The organism is Pseudomonas sichuanensis, from assembly GCF_003231305.1.
Classification (GTDB): Bacteria; Pseudomonadota; Gammaproteobacteria; order Pseudomonadales; family Pseudomonadaceae; genus Aquipseudomonas; species Aquipseudomonas sichuanensis.
The window spans coordinates 1-22,403 of sequence record NZ_QKVM01000051.1 but is presented as its reverse complement, the minus strand read 5'-3'; the positions used below and the strand labels follow the sequence as shown (position 1 = coordinate 22,403).

The window sequence follows — 22,403 nt, the reverse complement described above, 5'->3', positions numbered from 1 at the left end:
GCCCACCTGCAATGCCCCTCGTTTCCCACCACCCATGCCGGGCGGCGGAGACGACTCAAATACCTAGAACGATTCGAGGGGAATACCCATGCGCCTTGTAGCAACCGTGGCCGGCCTTGCGCTGGCAATCACCGGCCTGAACGCCAGCGCCGAAACCATCCGTATCGCCATCGGCACCCAGGACACCACCATCAACTGCGCCACCGGCGGCCTGTTGATCCGCGAGCTGGGCCTGCTCGACAAATACCTGCCCCATGACGGCAAGTACAAGGACGCTCAGTACCAGGTCGAGTGGAAGAACTTCACCAGCGGCGCGCCGCTGACCAACGAGATGGTCGCCGGCAAGCTCGACTTCGGCGCCATGGCCGACTTCCCCGGCTCGTTCAACGGCGTCGCCCACCTCGACGCCGGCAAGCGCAGCCTGTTCATCAGCGTGCTGTCCGGCAGCGTGCACGGCAGCGGCAACGGCATCGTGGTGCCGGCCGCCTCCAGCGTGCAGTCGCTGGCCGAACTCAAGGGCAAGACCATTTCCGTGCCGTTCGCCTCCACTGCCCACGGCATGCTGCTGCGCGCGGTCGCCGCCCAAGGCTGGGACCCGCAGAAGGACGTGAAGATCATTGCCCAGGCCCCGGAGATCGCCGGTTCCGCCCTGCGCAGCAACCGCATCGAGGCCCATGCCGACTTCGTGCCCTTCGCCGAGCTGTTCCCCAACCGCGGCTTCGCCCGCAAGATCTACGACGGCGCCCAGGCCAACGCGCCGACCTTCCACGGCGCGCTGGTGGACGCCGACTACGCGAAAAAGTACCCGGAAGTGGTCACCGCCTACCTGCGTGCCAGCCTCGAAGCCGACCGCCTGCTCGCCGCCGAGCCCGAGAAGTACAGCGAGCTGATCGAAAAGGTCACCGGCATCGAGGCCGAGGTGAACTACCTGTTCCACGGCCCGCTCGGCCTGCAGACCCGCGACCTCACCTGGAAGCCCGAGTACCGCCAGGCCGTGGCCACCTCCATCGACACCCTCAAGCTGCTGAAGAAGACCGACCGCGGTCTGGATACCGCGCAATTCATCGACGACCAGTACATCCGCAGCGCCTACAAACAGGCCGGGCAGGACTACGACAAGGCGCTGAAAAACTACGACCCGCTGCCACTCAAGGCCGTTGATGCCGCGACCGGCAAAGCCATTACCGACTTCAGCCGCCTGGCGCAGATCTGGGTGCGCGGCGAGGACAAGGTGCGCCATTACGCCTCCCCGGAGGCCGCGCTCACCGCCCTGGCCCAGCTGGAGCAGGAGGGCAAGGACATCCGCGCGATCTACGCCCAGGCCGCCGACAGCGGCATCAAGCTGCTGGCCAACCAGGCCTGGTTCGTGCGCAACGGCCAGGGCCAACTGGCGGCCTTCCTGCTCAAGGACCAGGCCGAGCAGTACGCCAGGGCCCATGGCGGCGAGGCGCTGGACTTCGTCCATGCCAACCAGAAGCTGCTTGCCCAGCGCTGACCGGGAGCCGCCGCCATGACCCGTGACCTTGCGCGCTGGCCCCTGCGCCTGGCTTCGCTGCTGGCCTGCCTGCTGTTCTGGCAGCTGGCCGCGCGCCACAAGCTGGACCTGCTGCTGCTCACCTTCACCTACGTGCCCACACCCGGCGAGGTGCTCGACGCTGCCTGGCAACTGCTGGCCTCCAACACCCTGCTGGCGCACCTGGGCAGCAGCCTGGCGCGGGTGTTCGCCGGCTACGGCGTGGCGGCGCTGCTGGGGGTGAGCCTGGGCCTGTTGATCGGCCGTTCGAAGTGGCTGGAGGACACGCTGATGCCGCCGCTGGAAGTGCTGCGGCCGATCCCGGCGGTGGCCTGGATCCCGTTGGCGATCCTGATGTTCCCCTCATCGGAGCTGTCGATGGTGTTCATCACCTTCACCGGTGCGCTGTTCCCGATCCTGCTCAATACCGTGCACGGCGTCGAGGCGATCGACCCGCGCCTGGTGGCCTCGGCGCGCAGCCTGGGCGCCGGGCGCTGGGCGATCCTGCGCGAAGTGGTGCTGCCGGGCGCGCTGCCGAGCATCGTCACGGGGCTGGCCATCGGCATGGGCACCTCGTGGTTCTGCCTGGTGACCGCCGAGATGATCGCCGGGCAGTTCGGTATCGGTTACTACACCTGGGAGTCCTACACCTTGCAGAACTACCCCGACATCATCGTCGGCATGCTGCTGATCGGCGTGCTGGGCATGGGCAGCAGCGCGCTGGTCAAGCGCCTTGGCGCGCTGGCCACGCCGTGGATACGGAGGAGCGCGTGATGAGCAGTCATCAACAGCTACCCGGGCGTATCGAGGCGCAGGGGCTGTCGATTCGCCTGGGCCATGGGCGTGACGCGTTCGAAGCGGTGCAGGCGCTGGACTTTGCCATCGCCCCGGGCGAGTTCGTGTGCATCCTCGGGCCCTCCGGTTGCGGCAAGTCCACGTTGCTCGGCGCGTTGGCCGGGCACCTTACGCCGGCCGGTGGCCAATTGCGGGTGGACGGGCAAGCGGTCGATGGCCCCTCGCCGCAACGGGGCATGGTGTTCCAGCACCACACCCTGTTGCCGTGGCGCAGCGTGCTCGACAACGTGGCCTTCGGCTTGAAGATGCAGGGGCAGGGCAAGGCCGAGCGCCGGTACCAGGCGGCCGAGATGCTGCAGCTGGTCGGCCTGGCTGACTTCGCCCAACGCTGGCCCAGCCAGTTGTCCGGCGGCATGCAGCAGCGCGCCGAGATCGCCAGGGTGCTGATCAACCGCCCGCGCCTGCTGTTGATGGACGAACCCTTTGGCGCCCTCGATGCGCAGACCCGTGCGCGCATGCAGGAACTGCTGCTGGATATCTGGGCGCGCATCCGCACCACGGTGGTGTTCGTCACCCATGACATCGACGAGGCGTTGTTCCTGGCCGACCGCATCCTGGTGATGAGCCCCCGGCCTGGGCGCTTTATCGAAGACCTGCGGCTGGACTTCGCCCGCCCGCGGCGCGCGAGCCTGCTGACCAGCCCCGAATTCACCCACCTCAAACGCCATTGCCTGGCGCTGCTGCGCCATGAAGAAGGCCGCGAACTGCCGCGCCTGACACCCTTGGGCCTGCCCGACACCGACCATCCTCCGCTGCGGATTGCGCTATGACCGAACGAAGCACAGACAACCTCGACATCATCGACCTGCTGCCACGCCTGAACGACCTGGATGCCGGCGTGCGCCGCATCGCCCTGATCGAACTGGCCGACCTGGAAGACCCGGACGGCCTGCCCTGGCTCACCGATGCGCTGTTGGTCGACGCCAACGCTGAGGTGCGCGCCGAAGCCGCGCGCTTGCTCGAAGCCTGGGAAGCACCGGAAGTGGTGCAGGGCCTGTGCGCGGCATTGGCCGACCCAGCCGAGCCGGTGCGCCTGGCGGCCGCCCAGAGCCTGAGCGAGCTCAAGACCCAGGAGGCCGGGCAACTGATCCTGCCCTGGGCCAGCCATGCCGATGCGTTCGTGCGGGCCAGCGCCCTGCGCGCCCTGCGCGAGCTGCGCCTGGAGGATGCCGCGGTGCCTGCGTTGCAGGCGTTGGCGGATGTGGATGCCGGTGTGCGCCGCGAAGCGGTGGGTATCCTGGGCTGGCTCAAGCATGCGCCGGCCTTGCCCGCGCTGGCGCAGCTGGCAGCCAACGAGCCGGATACCGACGTGCGCCGCGCCGCCATTGGCGCGTTGGGCCTGGCCCGGGATGCCCGTGTGCTGCCGGCGCTGATCGGCGCCTTGGCCGATGAGGCCTGGCAGGTGCGTGAAGAGGCGGCGACCACCCTGGGCAAGGTCGGCCAAGCTGAAGCGGGCCAGGCCTTGATCGCGGCGCTGGCCGACAGCTACTGGCAGGTGCGCTTGCGCGCGGCGCGGGCCTTGGGCCGGCTGCGCCATGTGGCAGCGCTGGATGGGCTGGCGCAGTTGCTTGGCCATGGCATCGCCAACCTGCGCAAGGAGGCGGCGCTGGCGCTGGGTGAGCTGGGTGAAGCCCGGGCTTTGCCGGCGTTGCAGGCGGCCGAGGCCGACAGCGATCCGGAAGTGCGCAAGGCGGTGCGCATCGCCCTGGCGCAGTTGCAGGGGGTGGTGTGATGGACGCGCCCAGCGCCTTGCGCAATCGCCGCGAGCGCGGTGAGTTGCTGGTGCAGTGGGGTGAGGTTGAGCAGGTAATCAGCCACGCCCGGCTGCGTGGTGCCTGCCCCTGCTCACAGTGCCGGGCGGCGCGGCTGAAGGGCGCGATTTCGCTGGTGGGCGAGGATGTGCGGGTGGCGCGGATCGAGGCCCAGGGGTATGGGGTGCAGCTGGTGTTCAGCGATGGGCATGAGCGGGGGATCTATCCTTGGGCCTATCTTCGCGAACTGGGCTGAAATCAATCGCGGGGCAAGCCCGCTCCCACGCTGTGCTACCCCCAGGAAGGTGGACACCAATCCAACCCTTGGGGGCAATTCGTGGGAGCGGGCTAGCCCCGCGATAGGGCCGGTACAGGCTTAAAGAGCAATCAGCTCCGGCCGCAACCCTTCCACCCTTTGCACCACCGGCCGCAGATACCCGCCATCCCCGGTAATCTGGTGCAGCACCTTCTCGCGCAAGCCATGCAGCGCCACCCCGGTGCGTTGGCGCGGATGCGGCAGCCCGATCTGCACCACCGCCTTGATCCGCCCCGGCCGCGGTTCCAGCACCACCACCCGGTCGGCCAGGTAGGTCGCCTCTTCGGCATCGTGGGTCACCAGCAGAATGGTCACCCCCGAGCGCTCACGGATTGCCAGCAGCTCGTCCTGCAACTGCTGGCGGGTCAGTGCATCGAGGGCACCGAACGGCTCGTCGAGCAGCAGGATGCGCGGGCTGGCCACCAGCCCCCGGGCGATCGCCACGCGCTGGGCCATGCCACCGGAGAGCTGGTGCGGATAGGCCGATTCGAATCCGACCAGCCCCACCAGTTGCACGAACTCATGCACCCGGCGGGCGCGCTCGCCCTGGGTGAGCTTGTCGTTGACCAGCCCAAGGGCGATGTTCTGCTCCACCGTCAGCCAGGGGAACAGGCGGTGCTCCTGGAACACGATGCCGCGCTCGCCGCCGATGCCGCTGACCACCTGGCCATCGACGCGGATCTGGCCGCTGTAGTCGTTGTCCAGGCCCACCAGCAGGCGCAGCAGGGTGGACTTGCCGCAGCCCGACGAGCCGACGATGGCGATGAATTCGCCCTGCTCGATCGACAGGTCGAAGTCGCGAATGGCTTCGAACGGCTGGCCGTCCACGCTGAAGGTCTTGCCGACTTTTTCGAAGCTGACCAGCGGCGGTGTGGCGTCAGGTTGGTTGGCCGCGTGCAGGGCCGGGGTAATGAAGGCGTTCATGCGGATCTCCAGCGCGTGGCGCGCGATTCGAGGCGTTGGCCAAGGTGGCCGAGCAGGGCGCCGACCAGGCCGATCAGGACCATGGCGGCCATCACCTGGTCCATGCGGAACAATTGCTGGGCGCCGATCATCAGGCTGGCGATGCCGCCGTCCGAGGGCATGAAGTATTCGGCGCCGATGGTGCCTAGCCAGGCGTAGATCAGCGATAGCCGCAGGCCGGCGAAGATCGCCGGCGCAGCGCCCGGCAGCACCAGCAGGCGTAGGCGTTGCACCAGGCCCAGGCGCAGCGCCTGGGCCGCCTCGCCCAGCTGTGGCGACAGGCTGGCGATGCCGCGCTGGGTGGCGATCAGCAGCGGGAAGAACGCCGCCAGGGCGACGAACACCAGCTTGGCGCCTTCCCCCAGGCCGAACCAGGCGGTGAGCAAGGGGACCCAGGCAAACAGCGCCACCTGGCGCAGCGCCGACAGGCTCGGGCCGAGCAGGCGCTCGCTGCGTTGCGACAAGCCCAACAGCAGCCCCAGGGCAAAGCCCGCGCCGCCACCGAGCAGCAAGCCGGCCAGGGTGCGTTGCAGGCTAAGAAGTAAGGCTTCGCTCAGCGAACCATCCAGCAGCCCGGCAGACAGGCTGCGCAGTACATCCAGTGGCGAGGCGAGGATGTTGGCGTCTACCCAGCCGAAACTGTTGGCGGCCTGCCACAGGGCCAACAACGCGGCGGGCAGCAGCAGGCTCTGCCAGCCCTTGGTAATGCCGCCACGCGGCTGTTCGCCGGTGGCCGGTTGCGGCCAGTACAGCAGGCTGCGCTCCAGGCGCGAGAAGCCACGGTCCATCACCGCGCCAACCAGGCCGATCAGCAGGATGCAGAGGAACACCAGGTCGAGCATGAACAGCTGGCGGCCCCAGACCATCAGGTAGCCGATCCCTTCGCTGGAGGCCAGCAGCTCGACCGCCAGCAGCGACGTCCAGCCGGTGGCCAGGGCCAGGCGTACGCCGGCGAGGAAGGCGGGCAGGGCAGCCGGCAGCAGCAGGCGCAGGAACAACAGGTGCGCGGGCAGGCGCAAGGTGGCGGCGGCTTCGCGCAGCTTGGGTTGGGCGTCGCGCACGCCGACCAAGGTGTGCAGAGTGACCGGTACCACCACCGCCTTGACCAGCACCACCAGCTTGAGCACCTCGCCAATGCCGAAGAACAGCATGAACAGCGGGATCCAGGCCAGCGTGGGGATTTGCGCCAGGGCCACGAAGGTCGGCAGCACCAGTGTCTGCGCCCGCCGCGAAGCCCCCAGCCAGGTGCCCAGCAGCAGGCCACTGGCGATGCCCGCCAGCAACCCCCACAGCAGGCGCTGCAAGCTTATCCACAAGTGGCTCCACAGCTCCCCGGAGCCAAACTCCAGGGCGCTCTGCCAGACCAGCGACGGCGCCGGCAGGATCTGCTCGCTCATCCAGTGCTCGCGGCTGGCCACCAGCCACAACGCCGCCAGCAGCAACGGCACGACCCAAGGCAGCGCGGCATGGCCGTAGGATCGGCCTTGCGCCGCGAAAGGGCCGCGCAGCGGCCCCAGTAGCCATCTGGGCTTGCTCAAAACTCCGCTCATCAGGCCATCTCCCAAACCGTTCCTTGTTTATTCATTTATGGAATTAAAAATTCACACAAATAGCATTCAAGAGATAAGAGCATGCACCCCCTGCATCGGGAAGCCCCAACCCGTTGCGTTTTCCTCATATTTTCCATGCGCTGTCTGCAAGCCGCCCCAAGGCCCGCATGGCCGCTGATTTATGCCTTCTGGTTACTGAAAGATGACGTATTGATCTTTGGAGGTTCTAACCCGACCTGCCTAGCTTCTGGCCAAAGCGCCGGCCATCGCCGGTGGCAGCTTGCCAAGGAGCCTTGCCATGAAAACCCCCTTTCGCCACCTGCTCACCCCGCTGCTCGCCGGCTTGCTGAGCGCCTTGCCGCTGGCGGCGCTGGCCGCGCAGCCCGACGTGATCCGTATTGCCGTGCCCGACCTCAGCGCCGGCAGCAAGCCCAGCGCCGGTGGCGTGGTCGATGTATTGCGTGACCAGCAGTTGCTGGAAAAAGAGTTTGCCAAGGACGGCATCCGTATCGACTGGCGCTTCTTCAAGGGCGCCGGCCCCGTGGTCAACGAGGCGTTGGCCAACGGCCAGGCCGACTTCGCCTACCTGGGTGACCTGGCCGCCATCATCGGCAAGGCCAACGGCCTGGACACCCGCGTGCTGCTGGCCGGGGTGCGCGGGGTGAAGAGCTACCTCGGCGTGGTGCCGGGCTCGGGCATCCACAGCCTGGCGGACCTCAAGGGCAAGCGCGTGGCGGTGTTCCGCGGTACCGCCAACCAGCTGTCGTTCGCCAGCGCCCTGGCCAGCCAGGGGCTGTCCGAGCGTGAGCTGAAAGTCATCAACCTGGACTTCAACGCCGCCAACGCCGCGCTGGCGGCCAAGCAGATCGACGCCACCTGGGGCCTGTCCAACCTGTTGTCGCTGCGCGAACGCGGCCTGGTCGAGCTGCCGGTCAACTCCCGCGACCTCAAGGGCGCCGGCAGCACCCAGGCGGTGCTGCTGGGTACCGGCGACTTCATCCGCCAGCACCCCGAACTGGTGCAGCGCCTGGTCAATGCCCAGCTGCAGGCGGTGAAGTGGCTGCGCGACGAGCACAACCGCGACGCCTACATCGACCTCGTGGCCACCACCGCCAACTGGCCGAAGAGCATCCTGCGCGATGACCTGGCCCAGGAAAACCTTGCCGCCTATTTCGACCCGCGCCTGGATGCCGGCTTCGTCGGCCTGCTGCAACAGGGCGTGGACCTGGCCGCCAAGGAACGCCTGATCCGCCGGGATTTCCAGGTAAGCGAGTGGGTAGAACCGCGCTTCCTCGATGCCGCCCTGCGACAGGACCAGGCCGTGCAGGCCGCCCGCTGATTCAAAACCCCGACAAAAACCCTGAGGACCACGATCATGAGCAACGCCGCACTGGCTACAGCGCCACACACCCTTGAGCTGGACATCCACCCCGTCGCCGGGCGCATCGGCGCCGAGATCCGTGGCGTCAAACTGTCCGCCGACCTTGACCCGGCCACCATCGACGCGATCCAGGCGGCGCTGGTGCAGCACAAGGTGATCTTCTTCCGCGGCCAGGACCACCTCGATGACATCGGCCAGGAGGCCTTCGCCCAGCTGCTGGGCGAGCCGATCGCCCACCCCACGGTGCCGGTGGTGGACGGCACCAGTTACTTGCTCCAACTCGATGGCGCCGAGGGCCAGCGGGCCAATTCCTGGCACACCGATGTGACTTTCGTCGACGCCTACCCCAAGGCCTCGATCCTGCGCAGCGTGGTGGCCCCGGCTTCGGGTGGCGACACGGTATGGGCCAACACCGCCGCCGCCTACCAGGAGCTGCCGGAACCCCTGCGCGCGCTGGCCGACCAGCTATGGGCAGTGCACAGCAACGAGTACGACTACGCCAGCGTGAAGCCGGACGTGGACCCGGCCAAGCTCGAGCGCTACCGCAAGGTGTTCACCTCGACGGTGTACGAAACCGAGCACCCGGTGGTGCGGGTGCACCCGATCAGCGGCGAGCGGGCGCTGCAGCTGGGGCATTTCGTCAAACGCATCAAGGGCTATTCACTGGCCGATTCACAGCACCTGTTCGCGGTGTTGCAGGGGCATGTGACGCGCCTGGAGAACACCGTGCGCTGGCGCTGGCAGGCGGGGGATGTGGCGATCTGGGATAACCGCGCGACCCAGCACTACGCGGTGGACGACTATGGCACCCAGCCGCGCGTGGTGCGCCGGGTCACCCTGGCGGGCGAGGTGCCGGTGGGGGTGGATGGGCAGTTGAGCCGGACCACCCGCAAAGGCTGAGGCCACAGAAAGGGCCGCTTTGCGGCCCTTCGCGGGTAAATCGCAGCGGCGAACCGCCGCTCCCACAGGTTTCGCGCCAACTTGAAGCCTTGCGCGATCCTGTGGGAGCGGGTTTACCCGCGAAGGGCTGCAAAGCAGCCCCAACAAGTGTGATGAAGCGCTAACTGACTGGCATTAGCCGCTGGCGGCCCTGTAGGGTTTACTTGTCACCTTCGTGGGTCAGCTCCAGCACCCGATCCACCAGCTTGTAGATGCCACCAGCGGCTTCGCTGATCGACTTGGCCAGCATGTAGGCCGGGGTGGTCACCAGCTTGCGCTGGGTGTCTTCGACGATGTCATGCACATCGCACTCCTGGTGGGTGCCGCCCATTTTCACCACAGCCGCGCTGGTGCCGGTGTCGTTACCGATGGTGCAGACCACGCCCGGGCCGTAGATCTTGGCGGCCAGGGCTGGCGAGATGCACATCAGGCCGACCGGCTTGCAGGCATCGGCGAAGGCTTCAGCCAAGGCGAGCACGTCGGGGTTAACGCTGCAGTTGACGCCTTCGACGGCGAAGTTGGAGAGGTTCTTCGCGGCGCCGAAACCGCCGGGTACGATCAGCGCATCGAAGTCCTCGACCTTGGCCTCGCGAATGTCCTTCACCTCGCCCCGGGCGATGCGTGCCGACTCGACCAGCACGTTGCGCGACTCGGGCATTTGCTCGCCGGTCAGGTGATCGATCACATGCATCTGCGCGATGTTCGGTGCGAAGCACTGCACCTGGGCGCCGCGCTGGTCGAGGCGCAGCAAGGTGATCACGCTCTCGTGGATTTCGGCGCCGTCATAGACGCCACAGCCGGAAAGGATCACCGCTACTTTCTTGGTCATGCTCATTACTCCAGTGTCGAGGCGCTAAATGTCCTCTAGTTTGGCAGATGTGGCCATAGGGGTTCAGCCAGGCGCGGCCTAATCTCTTGCGACAACCCTGGAGACTGCCGCCGATGGACCTGATTCTGCTGGCTGTGCCGCTGTTCTTTGTGCTGATCGCCGTGGAGCTGGTCGCCGACCGCGTGCGCGGCCAGCGCAACTACCAACTGGCCGATTCGATCAACAGCCTGAGCACCGGCGTACTGTCGACCAGTACCGGCCTGCTGACCAAGGGCGTCGGGCTGCTCACCTATGCCCTGGCCTGGGAGCACCTGGCGCTGCTGCGCCTGCCGCCCGAAGCCTGGTGGGTGTGGGTGGGCGCCTTCGTGCTCTACGACTTCTGCTATTACTGGCTGCACCGCTTGGGCCACGAGCGCAACGTGCTGTGGGCGGCGCATTCGGTGCATCACCAGAGCGAGGAATACAACCTCACCACGGCGCTGCGCCAGACCAGCAGCGGCTTCATCTTCTCGTGGATCTTCTACCTGCCGCTGGCGCTGCTCGGCGTGCCGCCGGTGGTGTTCATCACCGTGGCGTCGCTGAACCTGCTGTATCAGTTCTGGGTGCATACCCGCCATGTGCCCAAGCTGGGCTGGCTCGAATGGGTGTTGATCACGCCGTCCAACCATCGTGTCCACCATGCGCAGAATCCTCGCTACTTGGATTGCAACTACGGCGGTGTGTTCATCTTCTGGGACCGGCTGTTCGGCACCTTCCAGGAGGAGGACGACGATGAGCCGGTGATTTTCGGCGTGACCACGCCGCTGGCCAGCTGGAACCCGCTGTGGGCCAACCTGCAGTTCTATGCGCAGCTCTGGGCGGATGCCCGTCGTACCGGCCGCCTGTGGGACAAGCTGCGCATCTGGTTCATGCCAACCGGTTGGCGCCCGGCGGATGTGGCGGCGGCTGATCCGCACCCCAAGCAGGACCTGGCGCGCTTTCGCAAGTTCGCCATCGCCCTGCACGGCATGCAGCAGCTGTACGTGGTTGTGCAGTTCGCGGTCTACGTGGCGCTGGGCAGCTACTTGATGGACGTGGCCGAGCGGGTGCCGTTCGCCGCGCTGCTGCTGGGCTGGGCGGTGATGGCGTTGGGTTTGTTCGCGTTGGGCGCGGCGCTGGAAGACCGGCCCTGGGCAGGGCGCATGGAGCTGCTGCGGCTGCTTTTGAATGCGCCGGCACTGTATCTGGCCGGCGCTTCGGGGTTAGTGCTGGTCACGCCCCTGGCTTGGGGGCTGCTCCTGGCTTACAGCTTGCTCAGCCTGTGCTTCCTGGCCTTCTGCCGCCGCGCGGCGCTCGGCGCGCTGGGTACGGAAGCGTCGGCGCAGCCAGAGCAGCAAGCCCAGGCCCAGCAGGGCGCCGAGCACCCATAGCTCGTACTTCTTGATGCTGCCCAGCATGCCTTCGAGGATGGCGCCGAAGTGGTAGGCGGCAAGCCCCAGCGCGAGGGCCCAGACGGCGGCGCCAATGCCATTGAGCAGCAGGTAGCGGCGTGGCGGGTAGCCGGACAGGCCGATGGCCACCGGCATCACCGTGCGCAGGCCGTAGACGAAGCGGAAACTCAGGACCCAGAGGTCGGGGTGGCGGCGGATATGCTCCAGCGCCCGGTCACCCATGGCCTGCCAGCGCGGCTTGCGGGCGAGGATCTTGCGCCCGTGGCGGCGGCCCATGAAGTACCACAGCTGATCGCCCGCATAGCTGCCGCAGAACGCCACCAGCACCACCAGCTTGATGTCCATGTATTCGCGGAACGCCAGAAAACCTGCGAGCACGAGAATGGTCTCGCCTTCGAAGAACGTGCCGAGAAACAGGGCGAAATAGCCGAAATCGTTCAGGAATTGTTGAAGCATTTTCTGACGTGCTGGCGAAATGAACGCGCAGCCTACCCCTTCGTGCTCGTTCGGGAAAGTGTCCAAATGTGTCTCGACGTGAACATTTCCTACAAGGACAATGACTGCGGCCACAAGTCGCAGGGTTGCCCTTGGGTGTAACACAGGCGTCATAATGGCCGCTTATAACTGTCGCGCTCGCCCGCCTGCGCGGGCTCAGGAGTCTGCCGTGAGCTTTACCCCCGCCAACCGTCTGTTTCCTGCCACCCGCCTGCGTCGCAACCGCCGGGACGACTTTTCCCGTCGTCTGGTTCGCGAAAATACCCTGACCGTCGATGACCTGATCCTGCCGGTATTCGTACTGGACGGCGAAAACCGCCGTGAAGAAGTACCCTCGATGCCGGGCGTCGAACGCCTGTCGATCGACCTGCTGCTCGAAGCCGCGCAGGGCTGGGTGGAACTGGGCATTCCGGCGCTGGCGCTGTTCCCGGTAACGCCGACCGAGAAAAAATCCCTCGATGGCGCCGAAGCCTGGAACCCGGACGGTATTGCCCAGCGTGCCACCCGCGCCCTGCGCGCGCGCTTCCCGGAGCTGGGGGTGATCACCGACGTGGCGCTGGACCCGTTCACCACCCACGGCCAGGACGGCATCCTCGATGAAGAGGGTTACGTTCAGAACGACATCACCGTCGATGCCTTGGTGCGCCAGGCCCTGTCCCACGCCGACGCCGGCGCCCAGGTCGTGGCCCCGTCCGACATGATGGACGGCCGCCTCGGTGCAATCCGCGAGGCCCTGGAACTGGCCGGCCACGTCAACGTGCGCATCATGGCCTACTCGGCCAAGTACGCCAGTGCCTACTACGGCCCGTTCCGCGACGCGGTCGGCTCGGCGCTGAACCTGGGCAAGGCCAACAAGGCGTCCTACCAGATGGACCCGGCCAACAGCAACGAAGCCCTGCATGAAGTGGCCCTGGACCTGGCCGAAGGCGCCGACATGGTCATGGTCAAGCCGGGCATGCCGTACCTGGACATCGTCCAGCGGGTGAAAGCCGAGTTCAAGGTGCCGACCTTCGCCTACCAGGTCAGTGGCGAGTACGCCATGCACATGGCCGCGATCCAGAACGGCTGGCTCAGCGAAGCCGTGATCCTCGAATCCCTTACCGCATTCAAACGGGCAGGTGCCGATGGCATCCTGACGTATTTCGCCGTGCGCGCCGCTCAAATGTTGAGAGGGCAATAACGCCCTCACAGGAACCTCAGATGAATAACGAAGTGCTCACACCTGTCGCGATCAAGGATGCCCAGGCCGTGCCCGAAGAGATGGTGCAGACCCCGCCCGACCTGCCGCCGGCAGCAGAGGCCGAGCCTGCGCCTGTGGTCGAAACCGTGGCCCCCGCACCTGCGCCGGCCCCGGCAATCGCCGTGCCGAGCCTGGACGACAGCAGCCTGTACATTCATCGCGAGCTTTCCCAGCTGCAGTTCAACATCCGCGTGCTGGAGCAGGCGCTGGATGAGTCGTACCCGCTGCTTGAACGGCTGAAGTTCCTGCTTATCTTCTCCAGCAACCTGGACGAGTTCTTCGAGATCCGCGTGGCGGGCCTGAAGAAGCAGATCAACTTCGCCCGTGAGCAGGCGGGGGCCGACGGCCTGCAGCCGCACCAGGCGCTGGCGCGGATCAGCGAGCTGGTGCATTTCGAGGTGGAGCGCCAGTACGCGATCCTCAACGACGTGCTGCTGCCGGAGCTGGAAAAATACCAGATCCGCTTCATCCGCCGCCGTTACTGGACGACCAAGCTCAAGACCTGGGTGCGCCGCTACTTCCGCGACGAGATTGCCCCGATCATCACCCCGATCGGCCTCGACCCGACCCACCCGTTCCCGCTGCTGGTGAACAAGAGCCTGAACTTCATCGTCGAGCTCGAGGGCGTCGATGCCTTCGGCCGCGACTCGGGCCTGGCGATCATCCCGGCGCCGCGCCTGCTGCCGCGGGTGATCCGTGTGCCGGAAGAGGTCGGCGGCGCTGGCGACAACTATGTGTTCCTGTCGTCGATGATCCATGCCCACGCCGATGACCTGTTCCAGGGCATGAAGGTCAAGGGCTGCTACCAGTTCCGCCTGACCCGTAACGCCGACCTGGCGCTGGACTCCGAAGAGGTCGACGACCTGGCGCGCGCCCTGCGCGGCGAGCTGTTCTCGCGCCGCTATGGCGACGCGGTACGCCTCGAGGTGGCCGACACCTGCCCGAAACACCTGTCCGACTACCTGCTCAAGCAGTTCAGCCTGAGCGAGAGCGAGCTGTACCAGGTCAACGGCCCGGTCAACCTGACCCGCCTGTTCAGCATCACCGGCCTCGACAGCCACCCGGAGCTGCAGTACACGCCGTTCACCCCGGCGATCCCCAAGCTGCTGGTGAATGCCGACAACATCTTCAGCGTGATCGGCAAGCAGGACATCCTGCTGATGCACCCGTTCGAGTCCTTCACCCCGGTGATCGACCTGCTGCGCCAGGCCGCCAAGGACCCGCACGTGCTTGCCGTGCGTCAGACCCTGTACCGCTCGGGCGCCAACTCGGAGATCGTCGACGCCCTGGTGGACGCGGCGCGTAACGGCAAGGAGGTCACCGCGGTGATCGAATTGCGCGCACGCTTCGACGAAGAGTCCAACCTGCAGATGGCCAGCCGCCTGCAGGCCGCCGGCGCAGTGGTGATCTACGGGGTGGTGGGCTTCAAGACCCACGCCAAGATGATGCTGATCCTGCGCCGCGAGCAGGGCGAGATCGTGCGTTACGCGCACCTGGGTACCGGCAACTACCACGCCGGCAACGCCCGCCTGTACACCGACTACAGCCTGCTGACCTCCGACGACGCCCTCACCGAGGACGTCGGCAAACTGTTCAGCCAGCTGATCGGCATGGGCAAGACCCTGCGCATGAAGAAGCTGCTGCACGCGCCGTTCACCCTGAAGAAGGGCATGCTCGACATGATCGCCCGGGAGACCCAGTTCGCCCTGGACGGCAAGCCTGCGCACATCATCGCCAAGTTCAACTCGCTGACCGATGCCAAGATCATCAAGGCGTTGTACAAGGCCAGCCAGTCGGGCGTGCGCATCGACCTGGTGGTGCGTGGCATGTGCTGCCTGCGTCCGGGCATTCCGGGGGTGTCGCACAACATCCACGTGCGCTCGATCATCGGCCGCTTCCTCGAGCACACGCGGGTGTTCTACTTCCTCAATGGCGGCGAGGAGCAGATCTACCTGTCCAGTGCCGACTGGATGGAGCGCAACCTCGACAAGCGTGTGGAGACCTGCTTCCCGGTGGAAGGCAAGAAATTGCTGCTGCGGGTGAAGAAGGAACTGGAAGGCTACCTGACCGACAACACCCAGGCCTGGACCCTGCAGCCGGACGGGCGCTACGTGCGCAGCTCTCCGACCGGCAACCAGAACCCGCGCAGTGCCCAGGCGGCGTTGCTGGAGCGGCTGAGCAACCCGGTGCTGAACGTACGCTAGATGTGATGGCGAGCCGCTTCCCCTGTGGGAGCGGCTTCAGCCGCGAAGCAGGCGACGCGGTGGATGGCACGTCAGGTCAATGCGTGGGAGCGGGCTTGCCCCGCGATGACGGTGTCAAGTTGACCATCGTCATCGCGGGGCAAGCCCGCTCCCACGTCGTTTTCGTGTGAAGCCCGGCTCTTGATTACCTGACGCTCAGCACAAACCCTACCCGGGCCAGCCACTCCGCCTCGTTGGCGAAATCGGCCTGGGTCAGCTGGTTCTGCTCCAGCCAGCCGTCAGGGAACACCACCTCCAGGCTGTCATCGGCCGCTTGCAGTTCCACCTTTGGCATCTGCTGGGTGCCGCGGATGTGGTGGAACAGGATGGCGAAGCGCAGCAGCACGCACAGGCGAATCAGCTTGATGCCTTCGTCGCCGAACTCGGCGAACTTGTCCTTGGGGATGTTGCGGCGGTGGCCGCGCACCAGCAGGGCCATCATCTGCTGGTCCTCGCGGGAGAAGCCCGACAGGTCGGAATGCTCGAGCAGGTAGGCGCCGTGCTTGTGGTAGTGATAGTGGGCGATGTCCAGCCCCACTTCGTGCACTTTCGCGGCCCAGCCCAGCAGATCGCGCCAATTGCCCTCTTCAAGGTCCCACGCCTTGGCTACCTGGTCGAAGGCGTGCAAGGCCTTGCGCTCGACGCGCGCGGCCTGGCCCTGGTCGACGTGGTAGCGCTCCATCAGCGAGTTCAGGGTGCGTTCGCGTACGTCTTCATGGTGGTGGCGGCCCAGCAGGTCGAACAGCACGCCTTCACGCAGGGCGCCGTCGCAGTGGTCCATGCGTGCCAGCTCCAGGGCGTCGAAGATGGCCTCCAGGATCGCCAGGCCGGCCGGGAAGATCGCCCGGCGGTCGGGCTTGACTCCTTCGAAGTCGATCTTGTCGGTTTCGCCCAGCTTGAACAGTTTGCGCTTGACCCAGGCCAGGCCCTCGGCGTTGACCTCGCCGTTGCCCAGGCCGCCGGCCTTGATCGCCGCGCCGATTGCACGGATGGTACCGGACGAGCCGATGGCCTCGTCCCAGGTCAGGCGGTGCAGGGCGTTCTCGATGCTCATCAGCTCCAGGCGTGCGGCAGTGTAGGCCTGGGCATAGCGCGCAGGGGTGACCTTGCCATCGCGGAAGTAGCGCTGGGTGAAGCTCACGCAGCCCATCTGCAGGCTTTCGCGCAGCAGCGGTTCGAAGCGCTGGCCGATGATGAACTCGGTGCTGCCGCCGCCGATGTCGGCGACCAGGCGCTTGCCGGGGGTGTCGGCGAGGGTGTGGGAAACCCCCAGGTAGATCAGGCGCGCTTCTTCACGGCCGGAGATGACCTCGACCGGGTGGCCGAGAATGGCTTCGGCGCGCAGGATGAATTCATTGCGGTTGCGCGCTTCGCGCAGGGCGTTGGTGCCGACGATGCGCACCGCACCGGCCGGCATGCCGTTGATCAGTTGGGCGAAGCGCTTGAGGCACTCCAGGCCCCGTTGCATGGCTTCTTCGCTGAGCTTGCGCTCTTCGTCGATCCCGGCAGCGAGCTGAACCTTTTCCCCGAGCCGCTCAAGAATGCGGATTTCCGTGTGATGGGCCTTGGCCACGACCATATGGAAGCTGTTGGAGCCCAGGTCGATGGCGGCGATCAGAGACAGGTTCTTCGCGGTGGTATGCGGCATGGTCTGGGGGTTCTCGGTCGTTAACCTGGCAATCGTGCCACGATCGTGGCCATCCGCCAACGCGCAGCACTGCAAGGCTTGATGCATGGCAATGTGATAGCGATGTTATGACGGCGATATGACAGTTTCGATTCGTGGGGTCTTGCACAACTATAGATACAGTCAATCGTCCGTGGCTTCCTGTCGCGCCAGGGTGCGGCTATGATGGGCAACGTTTTTTACTGCTTACGACCTTGGAGATTTCCATGAGCGACAAAATCAAACACGTCAGCGACGCCAGCTTCGAAGCCGACGTACTCAAGGCCGAAGGTGCGGTGCTGGTCGACTACTGGGCTGAATGGTGCGGCCCATGCAAGATGATCGCTCCGGTACTGGACGCCATCGCCGAAGACTACGCAGGCAAGCTGACCGTCGCCAAGCTGAACATCGACGAAAACCAGGAAACCCCGGCCAAGCACGGCGTGCGCGGCATCCCGACCCTGATGCTGTTCAAGAACGGCAACGTTGAAGCCACCAAGGTCGGCGCCCTGTCCAAATCGCAGCTGCAGGCGTTCATCGACGCCAACCTGTGATGTGAAAAAGCCCCGCAAATGCGGGGCTTTTTTTATCTGGCGCAGTTGATCTGCGTGGGAGCGGGCTTGCCCCGCGATGGCGGCAGCCCAGATAAAAACCTGTCGCTATGTGTGGTCAAAACCACTAGACGTCGAAAAAAGCAAGTGTTACATTCGGCCTCGCACTGCTTCTTTCAGTGCCCTCTGCACGCCGTCGCCGAAGCATCCCAATTCGAATCAGTACGCGATCCTGTCGCCATCTAGCGGCGCGGCCTCATTAAGCCAAAGCTTAACTCTCTCCCTTCTTACATGATTACGTCACTCCCCTTATGAACCTGACTGAACTCAAGCAAAAGCCGATTACCGATCTTTTGGAAATGGCCGAACAGATGGGCATCGAAAACATGGCCCGTTCGCGCAAACAGGACGTGATTTTCGCCCTGTTGAAAAAGCACGCGAAAAGCGGCGAAGAGATCTCGGGTGACGGCGTGCTGGAGATTCTCCAGGATGGTTTCGGTTTCCTGCGTTCCGCCGATGCCTCTTACCTGGCCGGCCCCGACGATATCTACGTTTCGCCCAGCCAGATCCGTCGCTTCAACCTGCGCACCGGCGACACCATCGTTGGCAAGATCCGCCCACCGAAGGAAGGGGAGCGTTACTTCGCCCTGTTGAAGGTCGACACGATCAACTTCGATCGCCCGGAAAACGCGAAGAACAAGATCCTGTTCGAAAACCTGACGCCGCTGTTCCCGAACAAGCGTCTGAAGATGGAAGCCGGCAACGGCTCCACCGAAGACCTCACCGGTCGCGTCATCGACCTGTGCGCTCCAATCGGCAAAGGCCAGCGTGGCCTGATCGTCGCGCCGCCAAAAGCCGGTAAGACGATCATGCTGCAGAACATCGCGGCCAACATCACCCGCAACAACCCCGAGTGCCACCTGATCGTCCTTTTGATCGACGAGCGCCCGGAAGAAGTGACCGAGATGCAGCGCACCGTGCGCGGCGAAGTGGTCGCCTCCACCTTCGACGAGCCACCGACCCGCCACGTGCAGGTTGCCGAAATGGTCATCGAGAAGGCCAAGCGCCTGGTCGAGCACAAGAAGGATGTGGTCATCCTGCTCGACTCCATCACCCGTCTGGCCCGTGCCTACAACACCGTGATTCCGAGCTCCGGCAAGGTGCTGACCGGTGGTGTCGATGCCCACGCCCTGGAAAAGCCGAAGCGCTTCTTCGGTGCCGCGCGTAACATCGAAGAGGGCGGCTCGCTGACCATCATCGCCACCGCGCTGGTCGAGACCGGCTCGAAGATGGACGAAGTGATCTACGAAGAGTTCAAGGGCACCGGCAACATGGAGCTGCCTCTGGACCGCCGCATCGCCGAGAAGCGTGTGTTCCCGGCCATCAACATCAACAAGTCCGGCACCCGCCGCGAAGAGTTGCTGACCGCCGACGACGAACTGCAGCGCATGTGGATCCTGCGCAAGCTGCTGCACCCGATGGACGAAATCGCCGCCATCGAGTTCCTGGTCGACAAGCTCAAGCAGACCAAGACCAACGACGAGTTCTTCCTGTCGATGAAGCGCAAGTAAGCTTCACTTCTGGCTGCAACTGGGGCTGTTGTGCAGCCCTTCGCGGGTAAACCCGCTCCCACAGGTTCCGTGCGATCTGTGTGGGAGCGGGTTTACCCGCGAAGGGCCGCGCAGCGGCCCCAAGTCATTTTTGGCCTTTACCCCTTCAACGGCGCTACACTCTGCCCCCCGACCGACATGCCCCCACACGAGGCCCTTGCATGCAGTATCGCGATTTGCGCGACTTCATCCGTGGCCTGGAACAGCGCGGTGAACTCAAGCGCATCCAGGTTCCCATCTCCCCTGTCCTGGAAATGACCGAAGTCTGCGACCGCACCCTGCGCGCCAAGGGCCCGGCATTGCTGTTCGAAAAGCCCACCGGCTTCGACATCCCGGTGCTGGGCAACCTGTTCGGCACCCCCGAGCGCGTGGCCATGGGCATGGGCGCCGAGTCGGTCAGCGAGCTGCGCGAAATCGGCAAGCTGCTGGCGTTCCTCAAGGAGCCCGAGCCGCCGAAGGGCTTGAAGGACGCCTGGTCGAAACTGCCGATCTTCAAGAAAGTCGTGTCGATGGCGCCGAAGGTGGTCAAGGACGCGGTGTGCCAGGAGGTGGTGGTCGAGGGCGATGACGTCGACCTCGGGCAACTGCCGATCCAGCACTGCTGGCCGGGCGACGTGGCGCCACTGATCACCTGGGGCCTGACCGTCACCCGCGGCCCGAACAAGGACCGGCAGAACCTTGGTATCTATCGCCAGCAGGTGATCGGCCGCAACAAGGTCATCATGCGCTGGCTGAGCCACCGCGGCGGTGCCCTGGACTACCGCGAGTGGTGCGAGAAGCACCCCGGCCAACCCTTCCCGGTGGCCGTGGCCCTGGGTGCGGACCCGGCGACCATTCTTGGTGCCGTGACCCCGGTCCCGGACACCCTGTCCGAATACGCCTTCGCCGGCCTGCTGCGGGGTAACCGCACCGAGCTGGTGAAATGCCGTGGCAGCGACCTGCAGGTGCCGGCCACCGCCGAGATCATCCTCGAAGGTGTGATCCACCCGGGCGAAATGGCTCCGGAAGGGCCGTACGGTGACCACACCGGTTACTACAACGAGGTGGACAGCTTCCCGGTGTTCACTGTCGAGCGCATCACCCATCGGCAAAAACCGATCTACCACAGCACCTACACCGGGCGGCCGCCGGATGAGCCGGCGATCCTCGGCGTGGCGCTGAATGAGGTGTTCGTACCGATCCTGCAGAAGCAGTTCCCCGAGATCGTCGACTTCTACCTGCCGCCGGAAGGCTGCTCGTACCGCATGGCGGTGGTGACCATGAAAAAGCAGTACCCAGGCCACGCCAAGCGCGTGATGCTGGGTGTCTGGTCGTTCCTGCGACAGTTCATGTACACCAAGTTCGTTATCGTTACCGACGACGATATCAACGCCCGCGACTGGAACGATGTGATCTGGGCCATCACCACGCGCATGGACCCCAAGCGTGATACGGTGATGATCGACAACACCCCCATCGATTACCTCGACTTCGCGTCGCCGGTGTCGGGGTTGGGGTCGAAGATGGGCCTGGATGCCACGCACAAATGGCCGGGCGAGACTACACGCGAATGGGGCCGGGTCATCGTCAAGGACGAGGCCGTCACCCGCCGTATCGATGAGCTGTGGGATCAGTTGGGAATAGATTGATGCAGGTAACCTTGCAGCCGTCCGGCGCGGTGCTGGCGGTGGAACCGGGCGAAAGGATTCTGGATGCGGCGCGGCGCCTGGGCTACGACTGCCCGAACAGCTGCCGTAACGGCAACTGCCATGTCTGCGCCGCGCTGTTGGTGGAAGGGCGTATCCGCCAGGAGGGCGTCATTCGCGATCACGGTGAACTGTTCACCTGCATCGCCGAGCCGCTGGAGGACTGTGTCTTGCTGTGGGACGGTGTGCTGGCCCTGGGCGAGCTGCCGGTGCGCAAACTGGCCTGCACCGTCAGCGAGTGCGTCGACGTCGGTGGCGATGTCTGGCGCGTGCGCCTGCGCGCACCCGCTGGCAAGCCGCCGCGTTACCACGCCGGGCAGTACCTGATGATCGAGCGTGAAGGGGCGGACAAGGCCGCATTCTCGCTGGCCTCTGCGCCCCATGGCGGGCGTGAGCTGGAGCTGCATGTGCTGGCGCGCGAAAGCAGCGCCGTGCAGTTGATCGAGCAGTTGCGGCGCAATGGCCTGGCGCGCATCGAGCTGCCCTTCGGTGATGCGCATCTGGCCGAACTGCCCGATGGCCCGCTGGTGCTGATTGCCGCCGGTACCGGCATGGGCCAGATGCACAGCCTGGTCGAGCACTGCCGCGCCCAGGGCTTCAAGCACCCGGTGCACCTGTACTGGGGCGTGCGGCGGCCCGAGGACTTCTATCAGATCGAGCACTGGGCCGAGTGGGAGCGCCTGCCCAACCTGTTCCTGCACAAGGTGGTCAGTGACCTGTGCGGTTGGGAAGGGCGTTGCGGCCTTCTGCACGAAGCGGTCTGCGAAGACATCGGCGACCTCAATCAGGTGCACGTCTACGCCAGTGGCTCGCCGAACATGGTCTACGCCACCCTCGATGCGCTGGTGGACGCCGGCATGGACCCGCATCGCATGCGCGCCGACGTGTTCGCCTACGCCCCGCGCGGTTGATAACCAGGCGGCACACCGCAAGGGTGTGCCGTTATTAATAACCAACTTTTTCCCGTTGATTATATGGCGTGGATTATTGCCGGGACGGTTAATAACTTTCGCTATACTCGAAACATTACTTCCCGTTCGGCGGAAGATTGAATGAAATCTTGCATTCAGGCTTGAGACCGACGTGCGATCTACTTTACGTTAGGCGCAGTGGCATTCGCGGGTGAACCCGCTCCCACAGGGCCACCGTTGCTTTTGTGGGAGCGGGTTTACCCGCGAATACGTTGGCTCAGGCTCTGCGGTAATCGCGATAGAACGCGCACTTCAGTAGTTCACAGGAAATAATGGCGGCAGCTCATGTCGACACTTGAAAGTTTGTCCTGGCAAATCTCATATCCCCCGTCGCTCGATTTCGGGCAACAACTGACCCGCGAACAACTGCAGCACTCGATGCGGCAAACAATGGCCCAGCACACGGGTGGCCCGG

Annotated in this window: 18 protein-coding genes and 1 pseudogene; 14 read left to right on the top strand and 5 right to left on the bottom strand. The window is 65.2% G+C overall.

The genetic code is table 11. From position 1 onward, the window contains the following. Window positions 1-88 precede the first annotated feature (88 nt). From DM373_RS22735 to DM373_RS22715, 5 genes are read left to right on the top strand one after another with little or no spacing between them, the layout of a single operon-like run. Window positions 89-1,495: an ABC transporter substrate-binding protein gene (locus DM373_RS22735; RefSeq protein WP_110995719.1), complete on the top strand. Its 1,407-nt coding sequence runs from the start codon at window positions 89-91 to the stop codon at window positions 1,493-1,495. A 15-nt stretch (window positions 1,496-1,510) separates the two neighbouring features. Further along, the gene (locus DM373_RS22730; protein ID WP_110995718.1) at window positions 1,511-2,287 is read left to right on the top strand and encodes an ABC transporter permease; all 777 of its coding nucleotides are present in this window, start codon (window positions 1,511-1,513) and stop codon (window positions 2,285-2,287) included. Next, window positions 2,287-3,138, top strand: a complete 852-nt coding sequence (locus tag DM373_RS22725) for an ABC transporter ATP-binding protein (protein ID WP_110995717.1) — start codon at window positions 2,287-2,289, stop codon at window positions 3,136-3,138. Before DM373_RS22730 ends, DM373_RS22725 begins: the two co-directional genes overlap by 1 nt. Then, window positions 3,135-4,100 (top strand): HEAT repeat domain-containing protein, encoded by a 966-nt coding sequence (locus tag DM373_RS22720; protein WP_110995716.1) that lies wholly within the window; start codon window positions 3,135-3,137, stop codon window positions 4,098-4,100. The genes DM373_RS22725 and DM373_RS22720 overlap by 4 nt, the downstream gene beginning before the upstream one ends. After that, window positions 4,100-4,375 carry a DUF971 domain-containing protein gene (locus DM373_RS22715; protein ID WP_110995715.1) on the top strand — a complete coding sequence of 92 codons (276 nt, stop codon included), beginning with the start codon at window positions 4,100-4,102 and terminating at the stop codon, window positions 4,373-4,375. The genes DM373_RS22720 and DM373_RS22715 overlap by 1 nt, the downstream gene beginning before the upstream one ends. Window positions 4,376-4,495: 120 nt before the next feature. Here the strand turns inward: DM373_RS22715 and DM373_RS22710 are convergent, their stop codons facing one another. Continuing rightward, window positions 4,496-5,359 carry an ABC transporter ATP-binding protein gene (locus tag DM373_RS22710; protein ID WP_110995714.1) on the bottom strand — a complete coding sequence of 288 codons (864 nt, stop codon included), beginning with the start codon at window positions 5,357-5,359 and terminating at the stop codon, window positions 4,496-4,498. Beyond that, window positions 5,356-6,948 carry an ABC transporter permease gene (locus DM373_RS22705; protein ID WP_208642825.1) on the bottom strand — a complete coding sequence of 531 codons (1,593 nt, stop codon included), beginning with the start codon at window positions 6,946-6,948 and terminating at the stop codon, window positions 5,356-5,358. Before DM373_RS22705 ends, DM373_RS22710 begins: the two co-directional genes overlap by 4 nt. A 298-nt stretch (window positions 6,949-7,246) precedes the next feature. Here DM373_RS22705 and DM373_RS22700 point away from each other — a divergent pair, with 298 nt between their 5' ends. Beyond that, on the top strand, window positions 7,247-8,287 hold the full coding sequence (locus DM373_RS22700) for an ABC transporter substrate-binding protein (protein ID WP_110995713.1): 1,041 nt from the start codon (window positions 7,247-7,249) through the stop codon (window positions 8,285-8,287). A 36-nt stretch (window positions 8,288-8,323) separates the two neighbouring features. Then, a complete protein-coding gene (locus DM373_RS22695; protein ID WP_110995712.1) occupies window positions 8,324-9,229 on the top strand; it encodes a TauD/TfdA dioxygenase family protein in 906 nt (301 codons plus the stop codon). 199 nt (window positions 9,230-9,428) lie between these two features. Here DM373_RS22695 and elbB read toward each other — a convergent pair whose 3' ends face one another. Continuing rightward, window positions 9,429-10,097 carry an isoprenoid biosynthesis glyoxalase ElbB gene (gene elbB / locus DM373_RS22690; protein ID WP_110995711.1) on the bottom strand — a complete coding sequence of 223 codons (669 nt, stop codon included), beginning with the start codon at window positions 10,095-10,097 and terminating at the stop codon, window positions 9,429-9,431. Between the two features lie 113 nt (window positions 10,098-10,210). On the opposite strand from elbB, the pseudogene DM373_RS29305 reads away from it, so the two are divergent. Then, window positions 10,211-10,837 (top strand): annotated as a pseudogene (locus tag DM373_RS29305) (sterol desaturase family protein); the annotation flags it as partial. Between the two features lie 501 nt (window positions 10,838-11,338). Here DM373_RS29305 and DM373_RS22680 read toward each other — a convergent pair. Further along, entirely contained in the window at window positions 11,339-11,983 is a 645-nt protein-coding gene (locus tag DM373_RS22680; RefSeq protein WP_110995710.1) for a DedA family protein, read from the bottom strand. A gap of 208 nt (window positions 11,984-12,191) precedes the next feature. Here DM373_RS22680 and hemB point away from each other — a divergent pair, with 208 nt between their 5' ends. Further along, window positions 12,192-13,202 (top strand): porphobilinogen synthase, encoded by a 1,011-nt coding sequence (gene hemB / locus DM373_RS22675; protein ID WP_110995709.1) that lies wholly within the window; start codon window positions 12,192-12,194, stop codon window positions 13,200-13,202. A 20-nt stretch (window positions 13,203-13,222) separates the two neighbouring features. Further along, window positions 13,223-15,466, top strand: coding sequence for a polyphosphate kinase 1 (gene ppk1, locus DM373_RS22670; protein WP_110995708.1), 2,244 nt, complete (start codon window positions 13,223-13,225; stop codon window positions 15,464-15,466). Between the two features lie 184 nt (window positions 15,467-15,650). Here the strand turns inward: ppk1 and ppx are convergent, their stop codons facing one another. After that, on the bottom strand, window positions 15,651-17,153 hold the full coding sequence (ppx, locus tag DM373_RS22665) for an exopolyphosphatase (RefSeq protein WP_110995707.1): 1,503 nt from the start codon (window positions 17,151-17,153) through the stop codon (window positions 15,651-15,653). Window positions 17,154-17,398: 245 nt separating this feature from the next. Here ppx and trxA point away from each other — a divergent pair, with 245 nt between their 5' ends. From trxA to DM373_RS22645, 4 genes are all read left to right on the top strand, one after another. After that, window positions 17,399-17,725 (top strand): thioredoxin TrxA, encoded by a 327-nt coding sequence (gene trxA, locus DM373_RS22660; protein ID WP_110995706.1) that lies wholly within the window; start codon window positions 17,399-17,401, stop codon window positions 17,723-17,725. Between the two features lie 308 nt (window positions 17,726-18,033). Further along, a complete protein-coding gene (gene rho, locus DM373_RS22655) occupies window positions 18,034-19,293 on the top strand; it encodes a transcription termination factor Rho (RefSeq protein ID WP_011536308.1) in 1,260 nt (419 codons plus the stop codon). Window positions 19,294-19,493: 200 nt separating this feature from the next. Next, window positions 19,494-20,960 (top strand): 4-hydroxy-3-polyprenylbenzoate decarboxylase, encoded by a 1,467-nt coding sequence (gene ubiD / locus DM373_RS22650; protein WP_110995705.1) that lies wholly within the window; start codon window positions 19,494-19,496, stop codon window positions 20,958-20,960. Beyond that, window positions 20,960-21,928 carry a CDP-6-deoxy-delta-3,4-glucoseen reductase gene (locus DM373_RS22645; protein WP_110995704.1) on the top strand — a complete coding sequence of 323 codons (969 nt, stop codon included), beginning with the start codon at window positions 20,960-20,962 and terminating at the stop codon, window positions 21,926-21,928. The genes ubiD and DM373_RS22645 overlap by 1 nt, the downstream gene beginning before the upstream one ends. Window positions 21,929-22,403: the final 475 nt, after the last annotated feature.